This is a genomic window from Palleronia abyssalis, assembly GCF_900302445.1.
Classification (GTDB): domain Bacteria; phylum Pseudomonadota; class Alphaproteobacteria; order Rhodobacterales; family Rhodobacteraceae; genus Palleronia; species Palleronia abyssalis.
Genome location: NZ_ONZF01000002.1, coordinates 208,334 through 233,505 on the forward strand (window position 1 = coordinate 208,334; position 25,172 = coordinate 233,505).

General features: G+C 60.9%; 24 protein-coding genes. 8 read left to right on the top strand and 16 right to left on the bottom strand.

What is annotated here, in order from left to right:
• Positions 1–13: 13 nt before the first annotated feature.
• A complete protein-coding gene (locus PAA8504_RS04740; RefSeq protein ID WP_108893016.1) occupies positions 14–739 on the bottom strand; it encodes a hypothetical protein in 726 nt (241 codons plus the stop codon).
• A gap of 114 nt (positions 740–853) precedes the next feature.
• On the opposite strand from PAA8504_RS04740, the gene PAA8504_RS04745 reads away from it, so the two are divergent.
• Positions 854–2,074 (top strand): argininosuccinate synthase, encoded by a 1,221-nt coding sequence (locus PAA8504_RS04745; protein WP_108893017.1) that lies wholly within the window; start codon positions 854–856, stop codon positions 2,072–2,074.
• Between the two features lie 56 nt (positions 2,075–2,130).
• Positions 2,131–2,415, top strand: coding sequence for an SCP2 sterol-binding domain-containing protein (locus PAA8504_RS04750; RefSeq protein ID WP_108893018.1), 285 nt, complete (start codon positions 2,131–2,133; stop codon positions 2,413–2,415).
• Here PAA8504_RS04750 and htpX read toward each other — a convergent pair whose 3' ends face one another.
• The 3 genes from htpX to PAA8504_RS04765 form a co-directional block, all read right to left on the bottom strand.
• Positions 2,416–3,309, bottom strand: coding sequence for a zinc metalloprotease HtpX (gene htpX / locus PAA8504_RS04755; RefSeq protein ID WP_108893019.1), 894 nt, complete (start codon positions 3,307–3,309; stop codon positions 2,416–2,418).
• Positions 3,310–3,370: 61 nt separating this feature from the next.
• Complete coding sequence (locus PAA8504_RS04760) at positions 3,371–4,342, bottom strand: SDR family NAD(P)-dependent oxidoreductase (protein ID WP_181375692.1); 972 nt, start codon at positions 4,340–4,342, stop codon at positions 3,371–3,373.
• Positions 4,343–4,472: 130 nt separating this feature from the next.
• Entirely contained in the window at positions 4,473–4,886 is a 414-nt protein-coding gene (locus PAA8504_RS04765; protein ID WP_108893021.1) for a DUF7282 domain-containing protein, read from the bottom strand.
• A 166-nt stretch (positions 4,887–5,052) separates the two neighbouring features.
• Between PAA8504_RS04765 and msrA the strand changes: the two genes are divergently transcribed.
• Positions 5,053–5,694 carry a peptide-methionine (S)-S-oxide reductase MsrA gene (gene msrA, locus PAA8504_RS04770; RefSeq protein ID WP_108893022.1) on the top strand — a complete coding sequence of 214 codons (642 nt, stop codon included), beginning with the start codon at positions 5,053–5,055 and terminating at the stop codon, positions 5,692–5,694.
• A 32-nt stretch (positions 5,695–5,726) separates the two neighbouring features.
• Positions 5,727–6,866: an amidohydrolase gene (locus tag PAA8504_RS04775; protein WP_108893023.1), complete on the top strand. Its 1,140-nt coding sequence runs from the start codon at positions 5,727–5,729 to the stop codon at positions 6,864–6,866.
• Here PAA8504_RS04775 and mutS read toward each other — a convergent pair.
• Positions 6,863–9,472 carry a DNA mismatch repair protein MutS gene (mutS, locus tag PAA8504_RS04780; RefSeq protein ID WP_108893502.1) on the bottom strand — a complete coding sequence of 870 codons (2,610 nt, stop codon included), beginning with the start codon at positions 9,470–9,472 and terminating at the stop codon, positions 6,863–6,865. The two genes, PAA8504_RS04775 and mutS, sit on opposite strands and share 4 nt — an antisense overlap.
• 78 nt (positions 9,473–9,550) lie before the next feature.
• Entirely contained in the window at positions 9,551–10,075 is a 525-nt protein-coding gene (locus PAA8504_RS04785; protein ID WP_108893024.1) for an inorganic diphosphatase, read from the bottom strand.
• A gap of 128 nt (positions 10,076–10,203) precedes the next feature.
• Here PAA8504_RS04785 and PAA8504_RS04790 point away from each other — a divergent pair, with 128 nt between their 5' ends.
• Positions 10,204–12,456: an NADP-dependent malic enzyme gene (locus tag PAA8504_RS04790; protein WP_108893025.1), complete on the top strand. Its 2,253-nt coding sequence runs from the start codon at positions 10,204–10,206 to the stop codon at positions 12,454–12,456.
• Here PAA8504_RS04790 and PAA8504_RS04795 read toward each other — a convergent pair.
• The 3 genes from PAA8504_RS04795 to hrcA form a co-directional block, all read right to left on the bottom strand.
• Positions 12,453–13,613 (bottom strand): pyridoxal phosphate-dependent aminotransferase, encoded by a 1,161-nt coding sequence (locus tag PAA8504_RS04795; protein ID WP_108893026.1) that lies wholly within the window; start codon positions 13,611–13,613, stop codon positions 12,453–12,455. The two genes, PAA8504_RS04790 and PAA8504_RS04795, sit on opposite strands and share 4 nt — an antisense overlap.
• Positions 13,614–13,629: 16 nt before the next feature.
• Positions 13,630–14,145, bottom strand: a complete 516-nt coding sequence (locus PAA8504_RS04800; protein WP_245897552.1) for a nucleotide exchange factor GrpE — start codon at positions 14,143–14,145, stop codon at positions 13,630–13,632.
• 164 nt (positions 14,146–14,309) lie between these two features.
• On the bottom strand, positions 14,310–15,377 hold the full coding sequence (gene hrcA, locus PAA8504_RS04805) for a heat-inducible transcriptional repressor HrcA (protein WP_108893503.1): 1,068 nt from the start codon (positions 15,375–15,377) through the stop codon (positions 14,310–14,312).
• A gap of 75 nt (positions 15,378–15,452) precedes the next feature.
• Here hrcA and rph point away from each other — a divergent pair, with 75 nt between their 5' ends.
• From rph to hemW, 3 genes are read left to right on the top strand one after another with little or no spacing between them, the layout of a single operon-like run.
• Complete coding sequence (rph, locus tag PAA8504_RS04810) at positions 15,453–16,160, top strand: ribonuclease PH (protein WP_108893028.1); 708 nt, start codon at positions 15,453–15,455, stop codon at positions 16,158–16,160.
• Positions 16,160–16,771: a non-canonical purine NTP pyrophosphatase gene (locus PAA8504_RS04815; protein ID WP_108893029.1), complete on the top strand. Its 612-nt coding sequence runs from the start codon at positions 16,160–16,162 to the stop codon at positions 16,769–16,771. Before rph ends, PAA8504_RS04815 begins: the two co-directional genes overlap by 1 nt.
• Positions 16,764–17,879 (top strand): radical SAM family heme chaperone HemW, encoded by a 1,116-nt coding sequence (gene hemW, locus PAA8504_RS04820; RefSeq protein ID WP_108893030.1) that lies wholly within the window; start codon positions 16,764–16,766, stop codon positions 17,877–17,879. The genes PAA8504_RS04815 and hemW overlap by 8 nt, the downstream gene beginning before the upstream one ends.
• Here the strand turns inward: hemW and PAA8504_RS04825 are convergent.
• From PAA8504_RS04825 to hemJ, 7 genes are all read right to left on the bottom strand, one after another.
• Entirely contained in the window at positions 17,876–18,775 is a 900-nt protein-coding gene (locus tag PAA8504_RS04825) for a ParB/RepB/Spo0J family partition protein (protein ID WP_108893031.1), read from the bottom strand. The genes hemW and PAA8504_RS04825 overlap by 4 nt on opposite strands.
• An 11-nt stretch (positions 18,776–18,786) precedes the next feature.
• Positions 18,787–19,578: a ParA family protein gene (locus PAA8504_RS04830; protein ID WP_108893032.1), complete on the bottom strand. Its 792-nt coding sequence runs from the start codon at positions 19,576–19,578 to the stop codon at positions 18,787–18,789.
• Positions 19,571–20,149: a 16S rRNA (guanine(527)-N(7))-methyltransferase RsmG gene (gene rsmG, locus PAA8504_RS04835; protein ID WP_108893033.1), complete on the bottom strand. Its 579-nt coding sequence runs from the start codon at positions 20,147–20,149 to the stop codon at positions 19,571–19,573. The genes PAA8504_RS04830 and rsmG overlap by 8 nt, the downstream gene beginning before the upstream one ends.
• Positions 20,146–22,020: a tRNA uridine-5-carboxymethylaminomethyl(34) synthesis enzyme MnmG gene (mnmG, locus tag PAA8504_RS04840; protein WP_108893034.1), complete on the bottom strand. Its 1,875-nt coding sequence runs from the start codon at positions 22,018–22,020 to the stop codon at positions 20,146–20,148. Before mnmG ends, rsmG begins: the two co-directional genes overlap by 4 nt.
• A gap of 1 nt (position 22,021) precedes the next feature.
• On the bottom strand, positions 22,022–23,287 hold the full coding sequence (mnmE, locus tag PAA8504_RS04845; RefSeq protein ID WP_108893035.1) for a tRNA uridine-5-carboxymethylaminomethyl(34) synthesis GTPase MnmE: 1,266 nt from the start codon (positions 23,285–23,287) through the stop codon (positions 22,022–22,024).
• Positions 23,288–23,293: 6 nt separating this feature from the next.
• A complete protein-coding gene (gene rho, locus PAA8504_RS04850) occupies positions 23,294–24,565 on the bottom strand; it encodes a transcription termination factor Rho (protein WP_108893036.1) in 1,272 nt (423 codons plus the stop codon).
• A 107-nt stretch (positions 24,566–24,672) separates the two neighbouring features.
• Complete coding sequence (gene hemJ, locus PAA8504_RS04855) at positions 24,673–25,110, bottom strand: protoporphyrinogen oxidase HemJ (protein WP_108893037.1); 438 nt, start codon at positions 25,108–25,110, stop codon at positions 24,673–24,675.
• Positions 25,111–25,172 lie beyond the last annotated feature (62 nt).

Below are 25,172 nucleotides of genomic sequence, written 5' to 3' on the forward strand. Positions count from 1 at the left end.
CGCGATGTCGCCGTCAGGTCAATTCGCGGCCTTCGACATAATGGCCGTAAAGGGTGGTCATTACGCTGACGCTGAGGACCGTGATAAGCCATTGGAACGCCAGGTTGGCAACAACAGCGATAATCCCAAGCCCCACAAAGATCAGGATCGAAGGCAATGCGGATAGAAAACCCAGAAACAGGGCCATCACCAAAATGGGCGCAGTGGCCCCCTTCGTCGCGCGCCACGCGTCCCCGAAGGACAGCTTGTGACCCACGGCAATGGCAGGAAGCACGGGGCTGAACCGGCCGACGATCGCCCCCGCCAGCCCGAATGCCAGCGTGTTCGACAGTAGGATGACCCAGATCGACGGAGCGGCCGCGATCAGCAGGCCCGCGGGGATGAACGCGATCAGGAATATGGGAATGCTCAGAAGGCCCAGCAGGATCGACCGCCCGAAATAGGCAAGGTTCAGCTTTCCGTGCCAGTGCGGCACGAGCCCTTGCTGGATCTCTCCGGTCAGAACGTAACGGTGCCACTGAACAGCCAGCCACAGAAATGCGAGCACGGACAGAAGTACGGCCGGAAAGAAGAGAAGACCGAGCCGCGGCGACGGGTCAGGATCGACCCCGAACACCGCCGGAAACATCAGCGTCACGACAAGGATGATCGCATACGGCAGCCCCGTGACACGGAACGCAGCGCCGACGTTGTGCGAGATCATGGCAACCGAATGCCTGAAAAGATCCCAACCCTTCATCGCCTCACCTCCTTCGGAATTTAGGACCATCGGTCAGCGCGCCGTGTCCCGCAATCTTGCCGATACCAGCGAAACATCATATCCGCCCCCCTGACGTAAAGGAGACACGGGACCATGTCGCAGCCGAAAAAAGTCGTCCTCGCTTATTCCGGGGGCCTTGATACCTCGATCATCCTCAAATGGCTTCAGACCGAATACGGGTGCGAGGTCGTGACCTTCACCGCCGATCTGGGCCAGGGCGAAGAGCTTGAGCCGGCGCGCAAGAAGGCCGAACAGATGGGCGCCGCGTCCATCCATATCGAGGATCTGCGCGAGGAATTCGTCCGCGACTTCGTGTTCCCGATGTTCCGCGCCAACGCGCTGTATGAAGGGCTTTATTTGCTGGGCACGTCCATCGCGCGGCCGCTGATCTCGAAACGGCTGGTGGAGATCGCGGCCGAGGAGGGCGCCGATGCCGTCGCCCACGGCGCAACCGGCAAGGGCAACGATCAGGTCCGGTTCGAACTGGCCGCCTACGCGCTGAACCCCGACATCAAGGTGATCGCGCCTTGGCGCGAGTGGGACCTGACCAGCCGCACCAAGCTGATCGACTTTGCCGAGAAGCATCAGATCCAGATCGCCAAGGACAAGCGCGGCGAGGCGCCGTTCAGCGTCGACGCGAACCTTTTGCACACCTCGTCCGAGGGCAAGGTGCTGGAGGATCCGGCCGAGGACGCGCCCGATTACGTGTATCAGCGCACCGTGAACCCCGAGGATGCCCCGAACGAGCCGGAATATGTCGAGATCGGGTTCGAGAAAGGCGACGCCGTTTCGATCAACGGCGAGGCGATGTCGCCCGCCACGATCCTGACCAAGCTGAACGAACTGGGCGGCAAGCACGGGATCGGGCGGCTGGACCTGGTCGAAGGGCGGTTCGTCGGCATGAAATCCCGCGGCATCTATGAGACGCCCGGCGGCACCATCCTGCTGGAAGCCCATCGCGGGATCGAGCAGATCACGCTGGACCGCGGACAGGCGCACCTGAAGGACGAGCTGATGCCGCGCTATGCCGAGCTGATCTACAATGGCTTCTGGTTCTCGCCCGAGCGCGAGATGCTGCAGGCCGCCATCGACCACAGCCAGCAGCACGTCACCGGCACGGTGCGGCTGAAGCTTTACAAGGGTGTGGCGCGGACGGTCGGGCGGTGGTCGGACCACTCGCTTTACTCCGAGGCGCATGTCACGTTCGAGGACGACGCCGGCGCCTACGACCAGAAGGACGCGGCGGGGTTCATCCAACTGAACGCGCTGCGGCTGAAACTGCTGGCCGCGCGCAAGCGGCGGCTGGGGTCGTAACGTCACGCTTCCGCGCTGCCCGTCCTTCCGGCACATCACCTGCAAGGGGGACGGGCATGGCACTTGCAGATATTCGCGACAGGTTTCAGCGCGGGCTGGACCGCAAGCCGCTGGACGACAGCATCAAGTTCGACTGCGGCGGCGAAGGGGCGATCACGCTCCACGGAACCGAGGCGCGGCTGGCCGATGAACCAGCGGACTGCACCATCCATATCTCCCAGGCCAACTTGGAGAAGCTCGTGGCGGGAAAGCTGAACCCGATGACGGCCTTCGCCACCGGCAAGATCAAGGTTTCGGGCGACATGAAGGTCGCCCTGAAACTCTCTCAGCTTCTGAAATAGTCAGCCCCAGGGACCAGCCTTGACGGACTTGCGACCTGTCCGCGGGATGGCGGACGGGCGGACATTTCCGGCCAGCTCGCGCAGCGCGGCGATCCGGTTCTCGGTCGCGGGGTGGGTCGAGAACAGGTTGTCGTGCTTGTGCGCGTGCAACGGGTTGATGATGAACATATGCGCGGTGGCGGGATTGCGCTCGGCCGCGTGGTTGTCGATGCGCGCAGCCCCCTGGGCAATCCGCTCAAGCGCCGAGGCCAGCCACAACGGGTTGCCGCAGATTTCCGCGCCCTCGCGGTCGGCAGCATATTCGCGGGTGCGGCTGATGGCCATCTGCACCAACGCAGCGGCCAACGGGGCCAGGATCATCATGGCCAGCGTGCCGACGATCCCCATCCTCTCGCGCGAGCCACCGAAGAACAGCGCGAAGTTCGCGAGCATCGAGATTGCACCGGCGAAGGTGGCCGTCACGGTCATGATCGCCGTGTCCCGGTTCTTGATATGGGCCAGCTCGTGCGCGATCACGGCCGCCAGTTCCTCGCGGGTGAGCGATTGCATCAGGCCAGCCGTGACCGCGACCGCGGCGTTCTCGGGGTTGCGACCAGTGGCGAACGCGTTCGGTTGCGGCGTGTCGATCAAATAGACGGCCGGCATCGGAAGCCCGGCGTTCCGCGCCAGATCGGCAACCATCTCGGAAAGGCCCGAACGGTCGTCCGGCCCGACGGGATGGGCGTTGTGCATCCGCAGGACCATCTTGTCCGAGTTCCACCACGAAAAGGCGTTCATCGCCACGGCCACCGCAAACGCGATGACGATACCGGCCGTCCCACCCAGCAAATAGCCGACGCCAAGGAACAGGGCCGTCATTGCGGCCATAAGAAGCGCGGTTTTTGCGTACCCCATGAAAGACTCCACTCATTCGAAATCCTGCCTCATATGGGGATCGCATCGGCACTGGGGAAGATCACCCCATGTCGACGTCCATCCAATCGGGGCGGTCGATGTAATACCGCAGGCTGGATTCGGTCACGTCAGTCAATCGTTCGTTCAAAGGCGCAAGATCGGACATGCCCGGCCCCTCGGCCACGTGCAGGGGTCGTTCGCCGCGCGGCATTTCTGCAACCGCCAAGATTGCTCGCGCGATCTGGCGGGGCGGCGGGGTGCGCTGCTCGCGCAGGATGTTTTCCAACGCATCGATATGGTCGGAATAGGGCGCCTGCCGATCCTCGGAGATACGTTCGAGATACCTGTTCACATCGCGGCGGGCGTTTTCCTTGAACATCGTGTCGTAGCCACCCGGCTGGATCAGGGTCGTCTCGATCCCGAACGGATGCATTTCATAGGCCAAAGCGGTGAACGCGGCCTCGAGCGCATGTTTCGACGCGCAATAGGCCGCATACAGGGGCAGGGTGTACCGCCCCAATGCACTGGTCACCTGGATGATCAGGCCCCGGTTCTGCGCGCGCATCCCCGGTAGAACGGCATGAGCCATGCGCAGCCCGCCGTAAAAGTTCGTCTCCATCACCTCTTGGGTTGCCGGGATCGACAGGCCGGCGGGAAGGGGAATCCCAATACCCGCGTTCGAGACCAGGATCTCCACGGGGCCATAGGCCGCGACCGCCGCGGCATGCCCGGACGAGACGGACGCATCGTCACGCACGTCGATCTCGACGACCTTAAGGGCCAGCCCTTCGGAGGCGGCAATCGCGCGCAAATCCTCGGCAGGCCCCGCATTGTCCGTTGCCAAGTTGCGCATCGAAGCGACGGTCCGGTACCCGGCGCGCGCGAACTCCAGCGCGGTCAGACGACCGAAGCCCGAGGAACACCCGGTGATAAGAACGACCGGCCCGGCACCCTGCGCCTGGACGCGCCCGGCGGAAAACCCGGCCAGAAGGCTTGCGATGCTGGTCTTCAGAACGGTGCGGCGGTCGGTCATGGGATCCTCCTCCGGTTTCTGACATGACCTAGCGCGGAATCCGAAGCGGCCTTTCAATCGAGCGTGAACGACGGTCGAAAACGGAAAAGGGCGGCCCGAAGGCCGCCCCGATCCAGACATGTCCGAAGTATCACTCGGCGGTGATGACCTGCATGACCAGTTCGTCGTCCATGCGGATCGGCCCGTCTTCGGTCGCGCCGAGGGTATATTCAAAGACGCCGGTCTCGTTCCCACCCGCTTCGGAGTGAACCATCAGCATCAGCATATCGCCCGAGGCCACGTCTTCCTGCAGGATCGCGGCAACATCCATTGTCTCGCCCATCTTCAGCGGGGCATAGCCGACCACGGGGCCCGGAGCCATTTCCTCGTCGGTGCGGTGAACGACCAGCCAGCCATTCTCGGTGGCCGTAACGGTTTCCGCGGTGACCGTTCCTTCCGATACATCCTGGTCCGAGGCAGACACGGCGGGCGTCATCGAATGCGCTTCGGCGAAGGCCCCGGTCGCAAGAACGGAGAGTGCGGCGGCGAGTGTCATCGTTTTCATGGGTATTCTTCCCTGTTGGTGTCGATGCCCACAGTCACGAGGCGGATTCGGAAAGGTTTCAAAAAATGCGAATTCCTATGCAAACCGTCACGGTCGGGTGATCTGACACCCTCGTGCGTTGAAAGAGGCGCGAGGCGCGCGAAAGTAACGCCAAAGGAGGATTTTCATGACCAATCCAAAGCTCATTCTCGCACCCCTGTTCGCTGCGCTCGGCATCGCGGCCCCGTCCGGCATGGCCCATGCCGCGCAGCAGACCGCCTATCTGGCAGGCGGCTGCTTCTGGTGTGTCGAAGCCGATTTCGAGAAGGTCCAGGGCGTCGGCGATGCCATCTCGGGCTTCACCGGCGGAACGACCGAAAGCCCGACCTACGGGAACTCCGGCGATCATATCGAGGCGGTGCGCGTGCCTTTTGACGATACCGAGGTCAGCTATCGCCAGATCTACGACTTGTTCCTGCGCTCCATCGATCCGTTCGACGCCGGTGGGCAGTTCTGCGACCGCGGACTGGAATACACAACTGCAATCTTCGTCGAGAACGAAGACCAACGCCAAGCCGCCGAAGCTGCGATCGCCGCAGCCGAAGAGGAATTGGGACGCGAGATCGTGACGCCCGTGCAGTCAGCCGGTGAGTTCTATCCGGTGGGCGACTATCATCAGGATTACTACAAATCCGATGAGCGGATCGCGTTCTCCTCCGTCGGACTGGCCGTGCCGAAATCGGTTGCTTACGAGCGCTACCGCAACGGGTGCCAAAGGGACGAGCGTGTTCGCGAGGTTTGGGGCGACGACGCACCGTTCGTGAATTGACGGACTGCCCGTCCCGCTACAGGGTCGCGGGTATGGTTGATGTAACGAAAGACGACGTGACGGCGGCGCGGGATCTGCGCCGCCGTTTGCATGCCCGCCCCGAACTTTCCGGGCACGAGAATTGGACCGCCAGCGTGATCGCCGCGCAGATGCGATCCGCAGGTGCCGAGGTCTTGACCGGGCTGGGCGGCACCGGTGTCGCTGCGGTGTTTCACGGTGCGGCGCCCGGGCGGTGCCTGATGATCCGCGCCGAGCTGGACGCGCTGCCGATCCCCGAGGCCAGTGAGGTCGATTGGGCCTCGGACGTGCCGGGGCAGGGGCACCTGTGCGGACATGACGGGCATATGGCGATCCTGTGCGCGTTGGGATGCGCGCTGGGGCGCGGGTTCGACATGGGCCGCGTCGTGCTTCTGTTCCAGCCGGCCGAGGAGGATGGCGCAGGCGCCCTGGCCGTTCTGAACGACACACGAACGGCGGATCTGGCGCCCGATCTGGTGGTGTCGCTGCACAACCTGCCGGGGCTTCCGTTCGGGCAGGTGGCCCTTGCCGAGGGCGCGATGGGCTGCGCCTCACGTGGAATGCGCGTGCAGCTGAAGGGGCGCGAGGCGCATGCCTCGACCCCCGAACACGGGATCAGCCCGCGTGCCGCCCTGGCGCAGCTGATGGAGGAACTGACCGGGCTGGCCGAAGGGGATTTTCCACAAGATCGGTTCGCGCTAGTCACCGTCGCGGGCGTGTCGATGGGCGGCACGGCGTTCGGCGTGGCCCCGGGGTCGGGCGAACTGCGCGCTACCCTGCGCACGCTGACCGACGCGCGGATGGAGGCACTGATGGCCGAAGCCGAAGCCATGGCCCGCGGCGCGGCAAAGGCGGACGGATTAGGTATCGAAATCGACTATCACGAGGTGTTCGAGGCCACGGTGAACGATCCCCCCGCCGTCGCGCTGTTGCGCGGGGCGCTGGATGCCGCTGGCGTGCCGCACGGACCAGAGGGGCAGCCTTGGCGTCCGTCCGAGGATTTCGGGCGATTGGGAACACTTGCGCCGGCCGCAATGCTGTTTCTGGGTGCGGGAGACCAGCCGCCCTTGCACGATCCGCGCTACGATTTTCCCGACGCGCTGATCGAAGTGGGCGCGCGCATTTGGGCGAAGGCGGTGCAATTGGGCACCTAAGTCTTGGACAAGGCCTTCAGTTCGTACACAAGATCCAGCGCTTCGCGCGGGGTCAACTCGTCCGGAAGAAGCGCCTGAAGCCTTTCGATCAAGGGGGACGGACCTTTCGCCGGAACCGCCGGGGGCGGGGCGGCAGAAAACAGCGGCAGGTCGTCGATCAGGGCGGTCTTCTTGCCCTCGGCCTCGCCCTTCTCCAGCGCGGTCAACACGGTTTCCGCACGTTGGATCACCGAAGCCGGAAGGCCAGCCAGTTTCGCGACCTGCACCCCGTAGGAACGGTCGGCAGATCCCTTGCGCACCTCGTGGAGGAAGATCACCTCCCCCTCCCATTCCTTGACCGCGACGGTGGCATTGCGAACTCCGTCCAGTTTCTCGGCCAGATGGGTCAGCTCGTGGTAATGCGTCGCGAACAGCGCGCGGCACCGGTTGACGTCGTGCAGATGCTCCAGCGTCGCCCACGCGATCGACAGGCCATCGTAGGTGGCAGTGCCTCGGCCGATCTCGTCCAGGATGACCAGCGCGCTTTCGTCCGCCTGGTTGAGGATCGCCGCCGTCTCGACCATCTCGACCATGAAGGTGGACCGGCCGCGGGCAAGGTCGTCGGCGGCGCCCACACGGCTGAACAACTGGCTGACGATGCCGATGGTGGCGGCGTCCGCGGGGACGAAGGCGCCCATCTGGGCCAGCAGGGCAATCACCGCGTTCTGGCGCAGGAAGGTGGATTTACCGGCCATGTTTGGACCGGTTAGCAGCCAGCAGGCGGGACCGTCGCCATCCGACAGATCGCAATCATTCGCGATGAAGGGACCGCCGCCCTGCGCTTTCAGCGCACGTTCGACCACCGGATGGCGGCCGCCGTCGACGTGGAACACGCGGCTGTCCTCGACCTTGGGGCGCGTCCAGTCCTCGGTCGTGGCAAGATGGGCAAGGGCGGTTGCGACATCCAGTTCGGCCAGCGCGCGGGCGGCCTGACCGATGGCGGCGGCCTCCGCCACGATGGCGCCCGAAAGGCCAGCGAACAGGCGCTTCTCGATTTCCAGCGCGCGCGATCCGGCATTGAGGATCTTCGTTTCCAGCTCGCTCAGATCCACCGTGGTGAAGCGAACGGCACTGGCGGTGGTCTGGCGGTGGATGAAACGGTCCGACAGGGCGAACATCTTGTCGGCATGGGTCGAGGTAACCTCGATGAAGTAGCCCAGGACGTTGTTGTGCTTGACCTTAAGTGCGGAGATCCCGGCCTCGGCGGCGTAGTCCGCCTGCATCCTGGCGATCACGCCCCGGCCTTCGTCCCGCAGCTGGCGCGCTTCGTCCAGGTCGGCGTCGTGGCCCGGCGCGATGAACCCGCCGTCGCGGGCAAGATGCGGCGGATCGGCCACCAGCGCCGCGTCCAGAAGGTCGGTCAAAGTGCCATACCCACCGAGGGCCGCACCCGCGTCGGTCAGGGCGTCCGGTAGGTCTGGGGCATCCGTCAGGATCGCGCGCAGTTCCAGCGCTTGCGCGAGTCCGTCGCGAATGGCGGCCAGATCGCGCGGTCCACCGCGGTCCAGGGCAAGGCGCGACAGGGCGCGATCCATGTCAGGAACTTCCCTAAGACGGTCACGAAGGGTTTCTGCCAGCCGCCCATCATCCACCAGCAGGGCCACACCGGCCTGTCGTGCGCGGATCGTGCCCAGATCGCGCGAAGGCGATGTCAGCCGCCGTTCGAGCAGGCGCCCCCCCGCCGCAGTCACAGTTCGGTCGATCGCCCAGAGAAGCGAGCCTTGACGACCGCCCGACAGTGAATGGGTCAATTCGAGGTTGCGGCGCGTGGCCGCATCGATTTGCATTACAGCCTGCGGTTCTTCCCGCAGAGGCGCGCGCAGAAGGGGAATTTTCCCGCGCTGCGTGATTTCCAGATAGTCGACGATGGCCGCCATCGCGCTGATCTCGGCCCGGCCGAACGTGCCGAACGCATCGAGCGATCCGACCTTCCACGTGGAACACAGCCGCTTTTCCCCCTGAACGCTGTCGAACGATCCGCGCGACAGGGGCGTCACCGCACCGCCCAGTTCGGTGACGAGCGGCTCGAGTTCGGCCTCGACCGTCTCGCTCAGCAGGACCTCGCGCGGGGCGAGACGGGCCAGTTCGGGGCCAAGCCGGACGCGGGGGCAGGGGGTGACGCGCAGCTCTCCTGTGGAAATGTCCACCCAGGCCAGCGCCCCGTCGCCGCGCACGTCGGCCCATGCGGCTAGGTAGTTGTGGCGGCGTGCATCCAGCAACGACTCTTCGGTCAGGGTACCGGGTGTCACCAGACGCACCACTCCGCGCTTCACCACGGATTTCGAACCGCGCTTCTTGGCTTCGGCCGGGTCTTCCATCTGTTCGCAGACCGCGACCCGGAACCCCTTGCGGATCAGCGTAAGAAGATACCCTTCGGCAGAATGGACCGGGACGCCGCACATCGGAATGTCCTCGCCCAGGTGCTTGCCGCGCTTGGTCAGTGCTATGTCCAGAGCACCCGCGGCCGCCGCGGCGTCGTCGAAGAACAGCTCGTAGAAATCGCCCATCCGGTAGAACAGAAGGGCATCGGGGTGATCGGCCTTGATCTCGAGAAACTGCGCCATCATCGGCGTCGGTGCGTCGGTCACGGATGCCCCCCTGGTTCCGGTCGGCATCCTGTAGCAAAAGCTCCCGGCCGGCGGAAGTCAGGCGGCGGCTTCGGCTTCTTCCAGCATCCGGTGCGCTTCCGCGGCATCGCCACGGCCGACGACCTCGAAGGGTCGCTCGATCATCTCGTTATAAGTTTTGAAGAACTCCTCGATATCCCACGCGAACCCGGAATGCATCTGCTCGAGCTCTTTGATTTCCGAGAAGACGCGGCTCATCGTGGCGACGGCGACGACGCGATCGTTGCGCTTCATCTCTCCGCCTTCGTCGTTCTCCATCTTCAAAACGCCGATCAGCCGGGCCTCGATCAGGGACCTGGCTGGAACCTCGCCAGCGGTGATCAGCACAATATCCAAGGCGTCCCCATCAGGGGCGATGGTGTTGGGCACGAACCCGAAGGAGCAGGGGAAGGTCACGCCCTCGGGAAGCTCGATGGCGATCCGCACCAGCCCGTGATCGTCGATATCGTATTTATGGCGCGAGCCCTTCGGGGTCTCGACGAAGACGTTCACTGTCCCGCTCTCGTTCCGGGGCGCGACGTCCTTCAGGTCGATCATGGACATTGGTGGTTCTCCTCTTCGTCGTTTTACAAATGTTTCACCGCAGGATCGTTCCACGAAACTTTTTTGTCTAGAATCCCGCACCACTACCGTGGCATGGAAGCCGTCGGGGTACAGGCAAGAGGGGCACCATGGCCAAGAAATTCACCGACGAAGAGGCGCTGCAGTTTCACATGCACCCGCGTCCGGGCAAGTTCGACATCGCCGCCAGCGTGCCGATGTCCACCCAGCGCGACCTTAGCCTTGCCTATTCCCCCGGCGTGGCCGTCCCGTGCGAGCGCATCGCAGCCGAGCCCGGACAGGCCTATGATTATACCAACAAGGGCAATCTGGTCGCCGTGATATCGAACGGGACGGCGGTGCTGGGCTTGGGGAACCTGGGCGCGCTGGCCTCCAAACCGGTCATGGAAGGCAAGTCGGTGCTGTTCAAACGGTTTGCGGACGTGAACTCGATCGATATCGAGCTGGATACCGAGGACCCGGACGCGTTCTGCCAGGCGGTGCGGCTGATGGGACCGACCTTCGGGGGGATCAATCTGGAGGATATCAAGGCGCCCGAATGTTTCATCATCGAAAGCCGCCTGAAGGAAGAGATGGACATCCCCGTGTTCCACGACGATCAACACGGGACGGCGGTGATCTGTGCGGCGGGCCTTATCAACGCACTGCACCTTTCGGGCAAGAAGATCGGGGACGTTCGCATCGTTCTGAACGGGGCAGGCGCGGCCGGGATCGCGTGTCTCGAACTGCTCAAGTCCATGGGGGCCACGCCCGACAATTGCATCATGTGCGACACCAAGGGCGTCATCTGGCAGGGTCGGACGGAGGGCATGAACCAGTGGAAGTCCGCCCATGCCGCACGAACCGATCTACGCACGCTGGAACAGGCCATGGACGGCGCGGACGTGTTTCTGGGCGTCAGCGTCAAGGGTGCCGTGACGCAGGCCATGGTCGAAAGCATGGCCCCCGATGCCGTCATCTTCGCGATGGCCAATCCCGACCCCGAGATCACGCCGGAAGAGGTTCACGCCGTCCGAGAGGACGTGATCGTGGCAACGGGGCGGTCGGACTATCCCAATCAGGTAAACAACGTCCTTGGATTTCCCTACCTGTTCCGAGGTGCCCTGGACGTCCATGCCCGAGCGATCAATGACGAGATGAAGATCGCCTGCGCCGAGGCGCTGGCCGCTTTGGCGCGCGAGGACGTACCCGACGAGGTCGCCATCGCCTATGGGCGTAGCCTGAAATTCGGGCGCGACTACATCATCCCGACGCCCTTCGATCCCCGGCTGATCTGGCGCATTCCACCCGCAGTGGCGCGCGCCGGAATGGATACCGGCGCGGCGCGGCGGCCGATCGTCGACATGGATGGATACCAGCAGGCCCTGAAAGCACGGATGGATCCGACCGCTTCGATCCTGCAGGGGATCTATGCGCGGGCACGTGCCGCGCAGAAACGCATGATCTTCGCGGAAGGTGACGATTTGCGGGTGCTGAAAGCCGCCATTGCCTATCGTCGAGAGGGGCTGGGAGAAGCCATCGTCGTCGGGCGTGAGGCCGATATCCGCGATAAACTGCGCGCCGAAGGCATCGAAGACGCGATGGAAGGGTTGCAGATCGTCAACGCGGCCAAGACTGATAAATTGGCAGTCTACAAGGATTTCCTCTACGCCCGGCTTCAGAGGAAGGGGTATGACCGGTCCGACGTGCATCGGATGGCCGCGCGGGATCGCCACATCTTCTCAGCTTGCATGCTGGCCCACGGTCACGGGGACGCGATGGTTACCGGCGCCACGCGCAAGTCGGCGCATGTCTTGGACCAGATCAACATGGTTTTCGACGCCCGAGCCGAGGACGGGGCCGTCGGGATCACCGCGCTTCTTTTGAACGGTCGCGTCGTGCTGATCGCGGACACGCTGGTCCACGAATGGCCGAACGAGCAGGACTTGGCGAATATTGCCTCCCGCGGGGCCGACGTAGCGCGCGCGTTGGGGCTGGAACCGCGGATTGCGTTCGTCAGCTTCTCGACTTTCGGGTATCCCGTCAGCGAACGGTCCGAAAAGATGCACCACGCACCCCATGTTCTGGACGCCCGCGGGGTGGATTTTGAATATGAAGGCGAAATGACCGTCGACGTGGCCCTGAACCCCAAGATGCAGGAGAACTATCCGTTCAGCCGCCTGACGGGGCCGGCGAATGTGTTGGTCGTGCCCGCACGACACTCGGCGTCGATTTCGGTCAAGCTGATGCAGGAGATGGGGGGCGCGACCGTTCTAGGCCCGATCCTGACGGGACTGCGTGCGCCGGTCCAGATCGCGTCAACCGGCATGGGCGCCGCCGATATCCTGAACATGGCGGCTATTGCGGCCTGCGACATGGCCTAGAGCAGCTTGCCGATCCGGTCGATGGCAGCCTCGATATTCTCGAGGCTGTTCGCGTAGGACAGGCGCAGGAACCCCTCGCCATGCGCGCCGAAACTGGTGCCAGCGACGGTGGCGACGCCTGCGTCGTTCAACAGCCGGTCCTGGGCGGTACGGGCGTCCATGCCCGTGCCTTCGATGTTGGGGAACACGTAGAACGCACCGCCCGGATCAGCGCAGTGAACGCCGGAAAGGGCATTCAGCGCCTCTACGATGTACTGGCGACGGCGATCAAACTGGGCCACCATGTCATTTACGGCGTCCTGCGGCCCTTCCAACGCGGCGATCCCGGCATGCTGTGTCGCGGCGTTCACGCAGGAATGGTCGTTGACGCAAAGTCGGGTGATCGGCTCCACCAGTTTGTCCGGCCACACGGCAAAACCCAGCCGCCAGCCGGTCATCGCATAGGTCTTGGACCAGCCATCCAGAACGATCAGGCGGTCCCGGATCTGCGGGTAATTCAGCAGCGAAACATGCTCCCGCCCGCCATAGAGCATCTGGGAGTAGATCTCGTCAGACAGGATCGCGACGTCGGGATAGTCTTCCAGACCCGCAACCAGCTTGTCGATCTGGTCCTTCGGCGTCACGCCCCCGGTGGGATTGGCGGGCGAGTTGATGATGATCAGGCGGGTGCGGTCGGTGATCTGACCAAGCACCGTGCCGGCATCGAAGGCGAAGCCCTGATCCTCGGACAATGCGATGGGAACAGGCGTCGCACCGGAATAAGCGATGACCGACTCGTAGATCGGAAAGCCGGGGTTGGGATACATGATCTCGACCCCCGGCTCGCCGAACGCCAAGACCGCGAAAAACATGGTGGGTTTGCCGCCAGGCTGGATGATCACGTTGTCGGGGTTCACTTCGGCCCCATGGCGCCGGCAGAGGTCCGCAGCGACGGCTTCACGCAGTGCAGTCAGCCCATTTGCCGGGGTGTATCCGTGAGCACCGTCCCGCAGCGCCTTCACCCCGGCCTCTACAATGTGGTCCGGGGTCTGAAAGTCCGGCTGCCCGATCCCAAGATTGATGATGTCGCGCCCCTCCGACGCCAGTTTACCGGCGCGGGCCAGAACTTCGAACGCGGATTCAGTGCCGAGACGGGACAGGGACTGGCTGAGTTTCACGCGTGGGCCGACCTGATCAGGATTTGGGGGTCGAGCTGACACCAACCTGTGCCGCACGCAGAAGCCGGTCGTGGATCATGAAGCCCACTGTCATCACCTGGATGATGTTTCCTTTTTCAGTGCCCGGCACGGGCGCTTCGAACATCGCCTCGTGCATCTTCGGATCAAACTTATCGCCAACCTGCGGCGAGACGACTTCGACCCCGTGCTTAGAGAAAGTGTTCTGCAGCTCTCGCAGTGTCAGCTCCATCCCTTCGATCAGGGAGGCGTTGGCTTCGCGGTTTTCTTCGGGGATGGCGGCCATGGCCCGCTGTAGGTTGTCATAGACCGGCAGCATATCCCGCGCCATCTTCGAGCCGCCGTAATTCTTGGCCTCGCGACGTTCGCGGTCGGCGCGCTTGCGGCTGTTTTCGGCATCGGCCAGCGCGCGGACGAACCGGTCTTTCAGCTCGTTATTCTCTGCGCGGAGGGCTTCCATCTCGGCGGCGACGCCATCGGTCTCCATCGTGATGGGCGGTTCCTCATCGGCCATGGCGTCAAGATCCATCGGCTCGTCCTTGCGGGGGGCGGCCCTTCGCTTGACCTTGTCGGCCTCGCTGGGTCCATCGGTTCCTTCAGTCTCACCCTTCAGCATCTCGTCGATGGCGGCCTGGATGTCGCGTTCGTTTTCGTCAGCCATGCACTCACTCTGCCTTTTCAGCTTCGGCCCGACAGCAGCTTTCCCACCAGCTGGGCCGTGTAATCCACGATGGGCACGATCCGCCCGTAATTGAGGCGCGTGGGTCCGATGACACCAACTGCCCCGATGATCTTTCGATCCGCATTCATATAAGGAGAGACGACCAGAGATGAACCCGAAAGTGAGAAGAGTTTGTTTTCCGAGCCGATGAAAATGCGCACACCCTGACCCTCGTCGGCGAGCTCCAGGAATTCGGCGATGTCGCGTTTTCGTTCGAGGTCGTCGAACAGACGGCGGATGCGCTCCAAGTCCTCCTCGCTTTCGCCAAGAAGGTTGGCCCGACCCCGGACGATCAAGCGCTCGTAGGGTTCGCCCTCGTGTTCCCATACCGCAAGGCCGGTATCGACCATCGCCTGCGCCAGAACGTCCAGATCCCTGCGGTGTCGATCGATCTCGCGCTTCATGCTCTCTCGCAGTTCCGAAAGAGTCCTGCCTTCAGCCATGGCGTTCAGGAAGTTCGCCGCCTCGCGCATCGAAGACTGGGTCTGGCCGGGGGGCGGGGCAAAAACGCGATTTTCCACGTGGCCGTCGGCAAAAACCAGAACCACCAATGCCCGATCATGGCCCAACGACACGAAGTCGATATGCTTGATCGGCGCTTCGTGCTTTGGCGTCAGTACAAGGCTGGCGCCCGACGTCACACCGGACAGCGCCGATCCGACACGATCCAGAAGTGTCGAAACGTCGCGCTCGTTCGTCCCCATCGTCTCGTCAATGCGAGCGCGATCCTCGGTGGTTAGGTCTGAAACTTCCAGAAGGCCGTCCACGAACATCCGCAGACCCTGCTGGGTCGGGATACGGCCTGCACTGATATGCGGCGAGTCCAGAAGCCCCAGAAATTCCAGGTCCTGCATCACATTGCGGATGGTGGCCGCGGATACTTTCTCGGACATGGTCCGGGTCAGCGTGCGCGATCCCACCGGATCGCCGGTTTCCAGATAGCCTTCGACCACGCGGCGAAACACCTCGCGCGTGCGATCGTTCATCTCGGCCATCATGGATTGGCGCTCGGTCTCGTCGGGCATAAGGAGCTGTTGGGCAGGGGTTGCGTGTGCGTCGGGCGGGTGCATATCAGACTGCGACATCATCAGGAGAGAAATATGCGTCCTTCGGGCAGACACTTAAGCGAAATGCGTCTGATTTCAATCGAAACGGATGTGACGCGGCACGCCGAAGGATCGTGCATGATCCGCTGCGGTGACACGCATGTGCTATGCACCGCCTCGTTGGAGCCGCGCGTCCCCCCGTTCCTCAAGGGTTCGGGCCAAGGCTGGGTCACCGCAGAGTACGGGATGTTGCCCCGCGCGACGCACACCCGCGGTCGGCGTGAGGCCAAGAATGGTCAGTCCGGCCGCACGCAGGAAATCCAGCGTCTGATCGGCCGTAGTCTGCGCGCTGCAATCGACCGAAATGCGCTGGGTGAGCGTCAGATCACCATCGATTGCGACGTAATCCAGGCGGATGGCGGCACGCGGTGTGCCTCGATCACCGGCGGTTGGGTGGCCCTGCGCTTGGCCGTGAACAAGCTTCTGAAGGCCGGCGATATCGTCACCGACCCCCTGACCGATCACGTTGCCGCGGTGTCCTGCGGACTTTACGCCGGGCAGCAGGTGTTGGACCTGGACTATCCCGAAGACAGCGAAGCCGGCGTGGACGGGAATTTCATCCTGACCGGCAGCGGGCGACTGATCGAGGTGCAAATGTCCGGCGAGGGCAGCACGTTCTCTCGTGATCAGATGAACGGGCTGACCGACCTTGCCGAAAAGGGCGTCGCCGAGCTGGTTGCTGCGCAGAAAGCGGCAATCTGATGGGGCGGAGATTCGCGGGGGCGGAACTACTTGTCGCAACCCACAATCGTGGCAAGCTAGAGGAGATTTCCCAACTTCTGGCCCCCTACGATTTACGCGTCTCCTCGAATGCGGACCATGGCCTGCCCGAGCCCGTCGAGGATGGGACGACATTCGTCGAAAATGCCCGTATAAAGGCGCATGCGGCGATGAAGGCGACCGGGCTTCCGACCTTGGCCGACGATTCCGGCATCGAAATCGAGGCGCTGGGGGGGAAGCCTGGTGTTTGGACGGCAGATTGGGCTGAAACCCCGAATGGCAGGGATTTCGTTCTGGCCATGGAAAGGGCCCATGACGAACTGTTGGCGAGCGGTGCAACTACGCCATGGCGCGCCCGGTTCTGCTGTACGTTGGTTTTGGTTTGGCCAGACGGGCACGACGAGGTTTATCCCGGAACCATGGAAGGCCAGATCGTCTGGCCGATGCGGGGTGATCAGGGACACGGGTACGACCCCATCTTTCAGCCCAACGGACATGACCTGACATTCGGTGAAATGGACCGGTGGACGAAGAACGAGATTTCTCACCGTGCCGACGCATTCGCCAAACTGATCGCCGGCTCTTTTGCGTAGGGTCGGCCTTTATATCCATTGGCCGTTCTGCCAGGCGAAATGTCCCTACTGTGATTTCAATTCGCACGTTGTCGCGGCGGTGGATCAGGCAGCGTGGCGTTCGGCCTACACAACTGAGATTAAACGATATAAGGACGAGGTACCTGACGCTGTTGTAGGATCGATTTTCTTCGGCGGCGGCACGCCCAGCCTGATGGAGCCAGAGACTGTGGCGTCGATCATCGATGACGCCCAACGGGCCTGGCGCTTTGCGAACGATGTTGAGATTACGCTGGAAGCCAACCCGACCTCGGTAGAAGCCGAGCGGTTCCGGGGATATCGCATGGCCGGCGTCAATAGGGTCTCCATGGGTATCCAGGCGCTGGATGACGACGACCTTCGTCGTTTGGGCCGCCTGCACAGCGTTTCTGAAGCTCGCGCCGCGTTCGACATAGCCCGGCAGACCTTCGACCGGATCAGTTTTGATCTGATTTACGCTCGACAGGGCCAGACCGCCGCCGCGTGGGAAACCGAACTGGCAGAAGCGCTTCGAATGGCGGCGGATCATCTGTCCCTGTACCAGTTGTCCGTGGAAGACGGAACCGCGTTTGGCGATCGTCATGCGCGCGGTAAGTTGAAAGGACTCCCGGATGAAGACCTTGCTGCGACGTTGTATGAGATCACGCAGAATATGACGGAAAGCGCGGGCTTACCCGCCTACGAGATTTCAAACCATGCGCGTCCCGGAGCAGAATCGCAGCACAATCTGACCTATTGGCGGGGCGGCGAGTACATTGGCATCGGGCCCGGAGCGCATGGGCGTGTTCACAATCCCAACGGCTGGATCGCAACCGAAGCCGAAACCCAACCGATGCGATGGTTAGCGGCCGTTCAAGCGGGCACGGTCGAGCAGCGTTCGCTGCTATCGGCCCTGGACAGAGCCGAAGAGCGGGCGATGATGGGCCTTCGGGTCGGAGAGGGCGTAGATCGCTCGGACCTCGCCCCGTTCGAAACGCGGCTGCCGCACCTCGAGGACCTTGGCGTGATCCGCACCAGCAATGATAAGGTGCAACTGACAGAATCAGGACGGCCAGTCCTCAATGCGATCCTCCGGGACCTTCTGGCTTAGTCCAGCCCACGGGAAATCAGCTGACAAATTTGGTCCAGTTGTTCGAGGGACTTGTATCCGATCGTCAGTTTACCGGTATCCGCGCCCGATTTGTGATCTATCGTGATCGGAAGACCCATGGCCGCCGACAGATCCTGTTCCAAGGCCCTTGTATCGGCATCTTTTGACTCATCTGCCGAACGCTTTGGTTTTGAAGGCTTATCAGGTTTACGGACCAACGCTTCTGTTTGACGAACCGACAAATTCTTGGCGATGACTTGCCGTGCCAAATCTGACGCGGCCTCTGTCGCGACGAGTGCGCGAGCGTGGCCCGCGGTCAGTCGACCTTCCGCTAACCACCCCTGAACGTCCGCAGGCAAGTTCAGCAGACGAAGGGAGTTGGCGATATGGGATCGACTTTTACCCAGGGCATCCGCCATTTGCTCCTGTGTACGGCCGAAGCGATCCATCAACTGACGATATCCCGCAGCCTCATCCACGGGGTTAAGATCGGCCCTCTGAATATTCTCAATGATCGCAACTTCAAGCATTTCTGTATCGTCAAATTCTCTAACGATTACAGGAACTTCATGGATCTTCGCCAGCTGAGAGGCCCGCCACCGGCGCTCGCCTGCAACGATCTGGAACGCGTCAGATTTTTCCGGGTGTGGGCGAACGATAAGCGGCTGGATGATGCCACGTTGCGCTATCGAAGCGGCAAGCTCTTCCAGCTGCTCTTCCGCAAATGTGCGGCGAGGCTGATCAGGGTTGGCCTCGATCCGCTCGATGGCAACAAATAGCTCCGCACGCCGCGGCTGATCCGCCGGGCGAGTCTCCGCGTTGGGTGGGTCTATATCTGCCATTAAGGCCGATAATCCACGACCTAGTCCGCCGCGCTTCTCCCGTTTATCGGACATGGTCGCTCTCCTCAGGCCGTTTCGCGCGCGATGAATTCGTGGGCAAGTGCTCGATAAGCGATACTGCCCTTGGATGTAGGGTCATAGTCCAGCACTGGCTGCGCGAACGAAGGCGCTTCACTGACGCGCACGTTGCGCGGAATGATAGTATCAAACACCAAGCTTCCCAAAGTTTCCCTAGCGTCCGCAAGCACACCTTGGGCCAGTTTGTTCCTTCCATCGAACATCGTCAAAACGACGCCTTCAATGCCAAGCCTCGGGTTTGCCGTTTGCCGAACCTCGCGTATTGTCAGCATCAGCTGCGAAAGCCCCTCCAGAGCAAAGAACTCACTTTGCAGAGGAACAAGTACCGAATGTGCAGCAACCATGGCGTTCACGGTCAGAAGAGAGAGGGAAGGGGGGCAATCTATGAGAACAATATCGATGTCGGTTTTTCCGCGGCTATTCAATGCAGATCTAAGCAGCGATACGCGTTGGGATTTCGAAACCATTTCGACATCTGCCGACGACAAATCGGAATTGGCAGGGACAATCCTAAGGTTCTGAACGTCGGTGGACTGAAGCGCGTCCGTAACCGATACATCCCCCAGAAGGACATCGTAAGTCGTGATCTGCCGGCGATCCAAATCGATACCCAAACCTGTCGAAGCGTTCCCTTGGGGGTCCAGATCGATTATCGCTACCCGCTTACCCTGAGCGGCCAGTGCGGCGCCCAAATTGATCGCCGTGGTGGTCTTTCCGACTCCACCTTTCTGGTTCACGATAGCCACGACTTTCGTGGCGCCCTGATCGAAATCAGACACGTTTGAAGTTCCTCATAAGAAGGATGACCCCCTCTTTGTTCACTTTGCTAGGTCGGACGTCAACGTCAAATTCCCAGGATGTCTTCGCCTCCGCGATCTCCTGCTGATACGATATACCCTTCGGAAATACATATGTTGTATCCGACACGCCGTGTCGAATGGCGAGGGGGATCAGCTTCCGCAAGGGCGCCAAGGCACGCGCGGAAACGATATCACCACCCCGCGGTGAAACATTTTCAATTCGTTGATCTATGACTTCGGCATTTAACTGTAAGTTCCGTACTGCTGTTCTGAGGAAAACTGATTTCCTGCGATCCGATTCCACCAGCAGGACACGGGTCGTTGGACGCAATATCGAGATGACGATGCCGGGGAATCCCCCTCCGCTTCCCAAATCGATCCAAGTATGAGCCGGGGGAGCGAGCTCTGAGAGTTGCGCACTATCCTCAACGTGCCTTTGTTCAAGAAGGCCCAAGGTCGACGGCGCAACCAAGTTGATATGCTCATTCCAGCGGCAGACCAAGTTGGAGAATTCTTTAAGACGATCTATTGTTTCACGTGAAACACTCATCCTACACGTACGCTATCGATTCTCGAAATCTTGAGCCTATAGATTAACGTGTTTAATGCTACGGGGGTCATACCTTCGACCCTTTCTGCCTGAGCGATTGAGGTAGGCCGAACAATAGATAGTTTATGCCGCAATTCCGAAGATAGACCCTGGATGTCCTGATAGTTGAAATCTGGCGGTATAGTCAGGCCCTCGTATCGCCGAACCCGGCTGACCTCCTGCACTTGGCGGTCCAAGTAATTCGAATACGTGGCCTCATTTTCTAACTGCCGAAGTATACTGTCGTCGAACTGAGCGAGGTCAGGCGACAAAGATAGGATTGTACTGACACCGACATTTGGAATGCTCAGAAGAGCATAAAGATCCCGTTTCTTGCCGTCACCAGCAACATTTACGCCGGCTTCCCGTGCCGTTTTCCCGGCAACCGAAACCGACTTCATTTTCTGCCGAGCGTCGTCAATCTGCTCCATTTTGTTCTCGAAGAAAGTCCTCTGGCGGGCATCCAGAATGCCTAGTTCAATCGCCTTTGGAGTCAGCCGCTGATCCGCATTGTCAGCCCTTAGGGAAAGGCGATACTCCGCCCGGGACGTGAACATGCGGTACGGCTCTGACACCCCGCGGATCACCAGATCGTCTATCATGACCCCGATGTAAGATTCTGTCCTGGAAAACTGGACAGGCGGCAACTCCTGAACGCTTGACGCGGCGTTCAGCCCAGCCACGAGCCCTTGGGCGGCAGCCTCCTCATACCCTGTTGTCCCGTTAATCTGCCCAGCGAGCCAAAGACCCGGCATGTCCCGAACTTCAAGTTCAGCGGTTAGTGCACGGGGGTCGACATAATCGTATTCTATTGCGTACCCAGGTTGCGAAATTTCAGCATTTTCTAAGCCGCGAATAGAGCGAATATATGCGATCTGAACGTCTCTAGGCAAAGATGTGGATACACCATTCGGGTAGATGGTTTCCCCAACAAGAGTTTCCGGCTCCAAAAATATCTGGTGGGATTTCTTATCGGCGAAGCGGGAAATCTTGTCCTCAATGGAAGGGCAATATCTGGGGCCTTTTCCCGAAATATTACCTGAATACATGGCAGACAGATGCAAGTTCCTGCGAATTATATCATGCGTATGTTCGTTCGTGTGGGTAATCGCACAATTCACTTGGGGAAGGTGCGGTCCCGTGCTTTGAAACGACATCATCGCAGGGTTTTCGTCACCGGGCTGCAGTTCCAAACCGGACCAATCGATCGATTTTCCAGATAGGCGCGGGGGAGTTCCTGTTTTAAGTCTGCCCATCGGCAAACCTTGACCGTACAGCCGATCGGCCAGTTGTACCGAAGGACTCTCACCCAAACGTCCGCCGGACGTGGTCTCGCCACCCATGTGGATTACGCCATTCAAGAAAGTGCCAGTCGTTAGAATCACTGCATCTCCAGGAAGTTCCGCACCGTCATCCAAGAGAACGCCGGAAACACGTCCGTCGCGTACCAGAAGATCCGCTACTTGCCCCTCTACCAATTGAACGGGCAGGGCACTGATGGCGTTCTGAATTGCCGCCCTGTATTCTCCGCGATCAACCTGCGTACGCGGTCCTTGCACTGCGGGTCCTTTAGACCGGTTCAGTAATCGGAATTGGATACCCGCTCGATCTGCGGCACGTCCAATTATACCCCCGAAGGCGTCAACCTCTCGCACAAGGTGCCCCTTACCCAGTCCGCCAACTGCGGGATTGCAGGACAGAGCACCAACAGTATCAGCTCGCAGCGTAACAAGATAAGTTCGCGTGCCCATCCGCGCGGCCGCGCTTGCAGCCTCAACACCGGCATGACCCCCTCCAACAACGATGACGGTCGATTGTTTCACGTGAAACATCTCATTTTCCAATGCAGAATCGAGAGAATATGCTCCCTAGCAGATCCTCGGTATCAACGCCACCGATCAGCTCTTGAAGATCACGAATGACATCGCGAACACGTTGCGCAGATAGTTCTGAAGGCGAGGATGTAAGTTCACCACAAATCTCTCGCAAAGATGCTATAGCCCTTTCTAACGAAGCGCGATGCCGATTCCGTAGCGCAAGGGCATCCTTTGGTACGCGAGATTCCAACAGACTTTGGAGGCGGCCCAAAAGCTCAGTCACCCCGGCCCCTGTTTTCCCGGACACGCCCCCCCGCGTTCCATCATCATCTTGCGCTAGCAGTACGATGTCCATTCCTTCAGGAACCTTGGTGGAACCATCGTCCAGCCATACCCGAACATCTGCGGCCGCCGCTCGGATGCGCGTTAGCGCAATTCCCTGTCTCTCTATCGGGTCCAAGCTTTCCCGAAGGCCTGCCGTATCCAACATTGTGACCGGAATGCCCTTGAGGTCGACGCGAACCTCGATCACGTCGCGCGTCGTTCCGGCAATCTCGGACGTCAAAGCGACGGGACGCCTGGCGATCGCATTGAGAAGGGTGGATTTTCCCGCATTGGGCGGGCCGATCAACGCAATCTCGAAGCCTGTCCGGATACGTTCGGCGACGTCCGCCGCCCGCAACTCTCTCTCCATGTCCTCGGCAACGCTTCGAAGTAGCCCCGCAACATCAGTATCAACATCAGTCGGGACATCCTCGTCCGCGAAATCCAGGGTGAGTTCCAAGAGGCTGGCGGCGTCGATCAGGCTTTCCCGCCATGTGTCAACACGTTTGGCGAGCCCCCCGGACAGCGACGATTGCGCTTGAACCCGTTGTAGTTCCGTCTCGGCATCGATCAAGTCTGCCAGACCTTCGACCTGCGCCAAGTCCATCCGATCGTTCTCGAGCGCCCGCCTCGTAAATTCCCCAGGCGCTGCAGGACGGAAGCCGGGCAATTTGGACAGATTTTCCATAACCCCGCGAATAACCGCGAGCGAGCCGTGCACTTGCAGTTCCACCACATCTTCACCGGTAAAACTGGATCCCGCCGGAAAGCAAAGCACCAGGCCGGAGTCTAAGAGTTGGCCGCGGTCGTCCCTGATCTGCCTTAAACCAGCTTTGCGCAGCGCGGGAAGGTCGCACATACGCGCAACCCCGGCAAAAGCAGCTGGGCCCGAAACTCGGATGACCGATACGCCCGCCTTACCGGGCGCCGAGGCCTGGGCGTAAATCGTATCGGCCATGGCGGATCACGTGTTCATCGAGTCGAAGAATTCAGAGTTGGACTTGGTCTGCTTCAGCTTACCCAACAGGAACTCAACGGCGTCCGTCGTGCCCATCGGGTTCAGGATGCGCCTCAAGACGTATGTTTTCTGAAGGTCTTGCTTGTCCGTCAGAAGATCCTCTTTCCGGGTTCCGGACTTGAGGATGTCCATTGCCGGATAAACCCGCTTGTCCGCTACCTTCCGATCAAGAACGATTTCGGAGTTCCCGGTGCCCTTGAACTCTTCGAAGATCACCTCGTCCATACGGCTGCCGGTATCGATTAGCGCCGTCGCAATGATCGTCAGCGATCCGCCTTCCTCGATATTTCGCGCTGCGCCGAAAAACCGCTTCGGGCGTTGCAGGGCATTCGCGTCCACACCACCGGTCAGGACTTTGCCCGACGACGGAACCGTCGTGTTGAAGGCTCGGCCCAGGCGGGTGATCGAGTCCAGAAGAATGACGACGTCACGCTTGTGTTCTACAAGACGCTTGGCCTTCTCGATGACCATATCGCTGACCGCGACGTGGCGGGTCGCGGGCTCGTCAAAGGTCGAGGATACGACCTCGCCCTTCACCGACCGCTGCATGTCCGTCACTTCTTCGGGGCGTTCGTCGATCAGAAGAACGATGAGGTAGCATTCGGGGTGATTTCTCTCGATCGAATGCGCGATGTTCTGCAAAAGAACGGTCTTGCCCGTCCGCGGTGGCGCCACGATCAAGGATCTCTGCCCCTTACCGATGGGCGCGACCAAATCAATCACGCGGGCCGAGCGATCCTTTATGGTGGGATCCTCGATCTCCATCTTCAGGCGCTGGTCGGGATAAAGAGGCGTCAAGTTGTCGAAGGCGACCTTGTGGCGCGCCTTGGCCGGATCCTCGAAATTAATCGTCTCGACTTCGGTCAGCGCGAAATAACGCTCGTTCTCGTCGGGTCCGCGGATCACGCCCGACACCGTATCGCCGGTGCGTAAGGCATGCCGCCGGATCATGTCGGGCGAGACATAGATGTCATCGGGACCGGGAAGGTAGTTGGCTTCGGGCGACCGCAGAAAGCCGAACCCATCTTGCAGAACCTCAAGAACACCGTCACCCCCGATGATCCAGTCCTCGTCCGCGCGCTCTTTCAAGATCGAGAACATCATCTCGCCCTTGCGCATGGTCGAGGCATTCTCGATCTCCAGCTCCTCGGCCAAGGCAAGGAGGTCCTTTGGGCTCTGCGCCTTCAGGTCGGATAGGTTTACGCGGTCTTCGTTCATGGAAATCCTCTCGCACCGCAGGATGCGGGCGGTATGGGTCTTGAGATGGGAAGCACATCACCGGACGGCGACGGCGGGCAGCTAAGCACTGTTACCGATCTTGTCAATCAGAATGGGCGAACGATCACCGAAAAGACGATCACGAGCAGCAGAAGCGTCGGGACTTCGTTCATCATACGGTAATGACGCCCCGCGTGGGTGTAAGCCCCTGCTTCCATGGCCTTTCTTTGCTTCGCGCACCACATGTGAAACGCGCTCATCGCGATAACGGCAACGGCTTTGGTGTAAGGCCAAACAGCCGACCAATCGACGACTCCGATCGAGATCAGGGCAAGGCCAAATATCCAAGTGGCGATCATGGCAGGGTTCATGATCGCTCTCAGCAGTCGCCGTTCCATGACTTGGAACAGCTGTTCTCGGCCGTCGTCTCCCTTCGCTGCTTCCACGTGATATACGAAGAGGCGGGGTAAATAGAAAAGGCCGGCCATCCAAGCGATGAACGACACGATGTGAAGGGCAAGAAGCCACTGATACCAGTCGGTCATCCTCCTCTCTTACCTTAAAGAATTTTTAAGAAAAGATTGTTTGTTGTTAGTAGGGCCTGGGG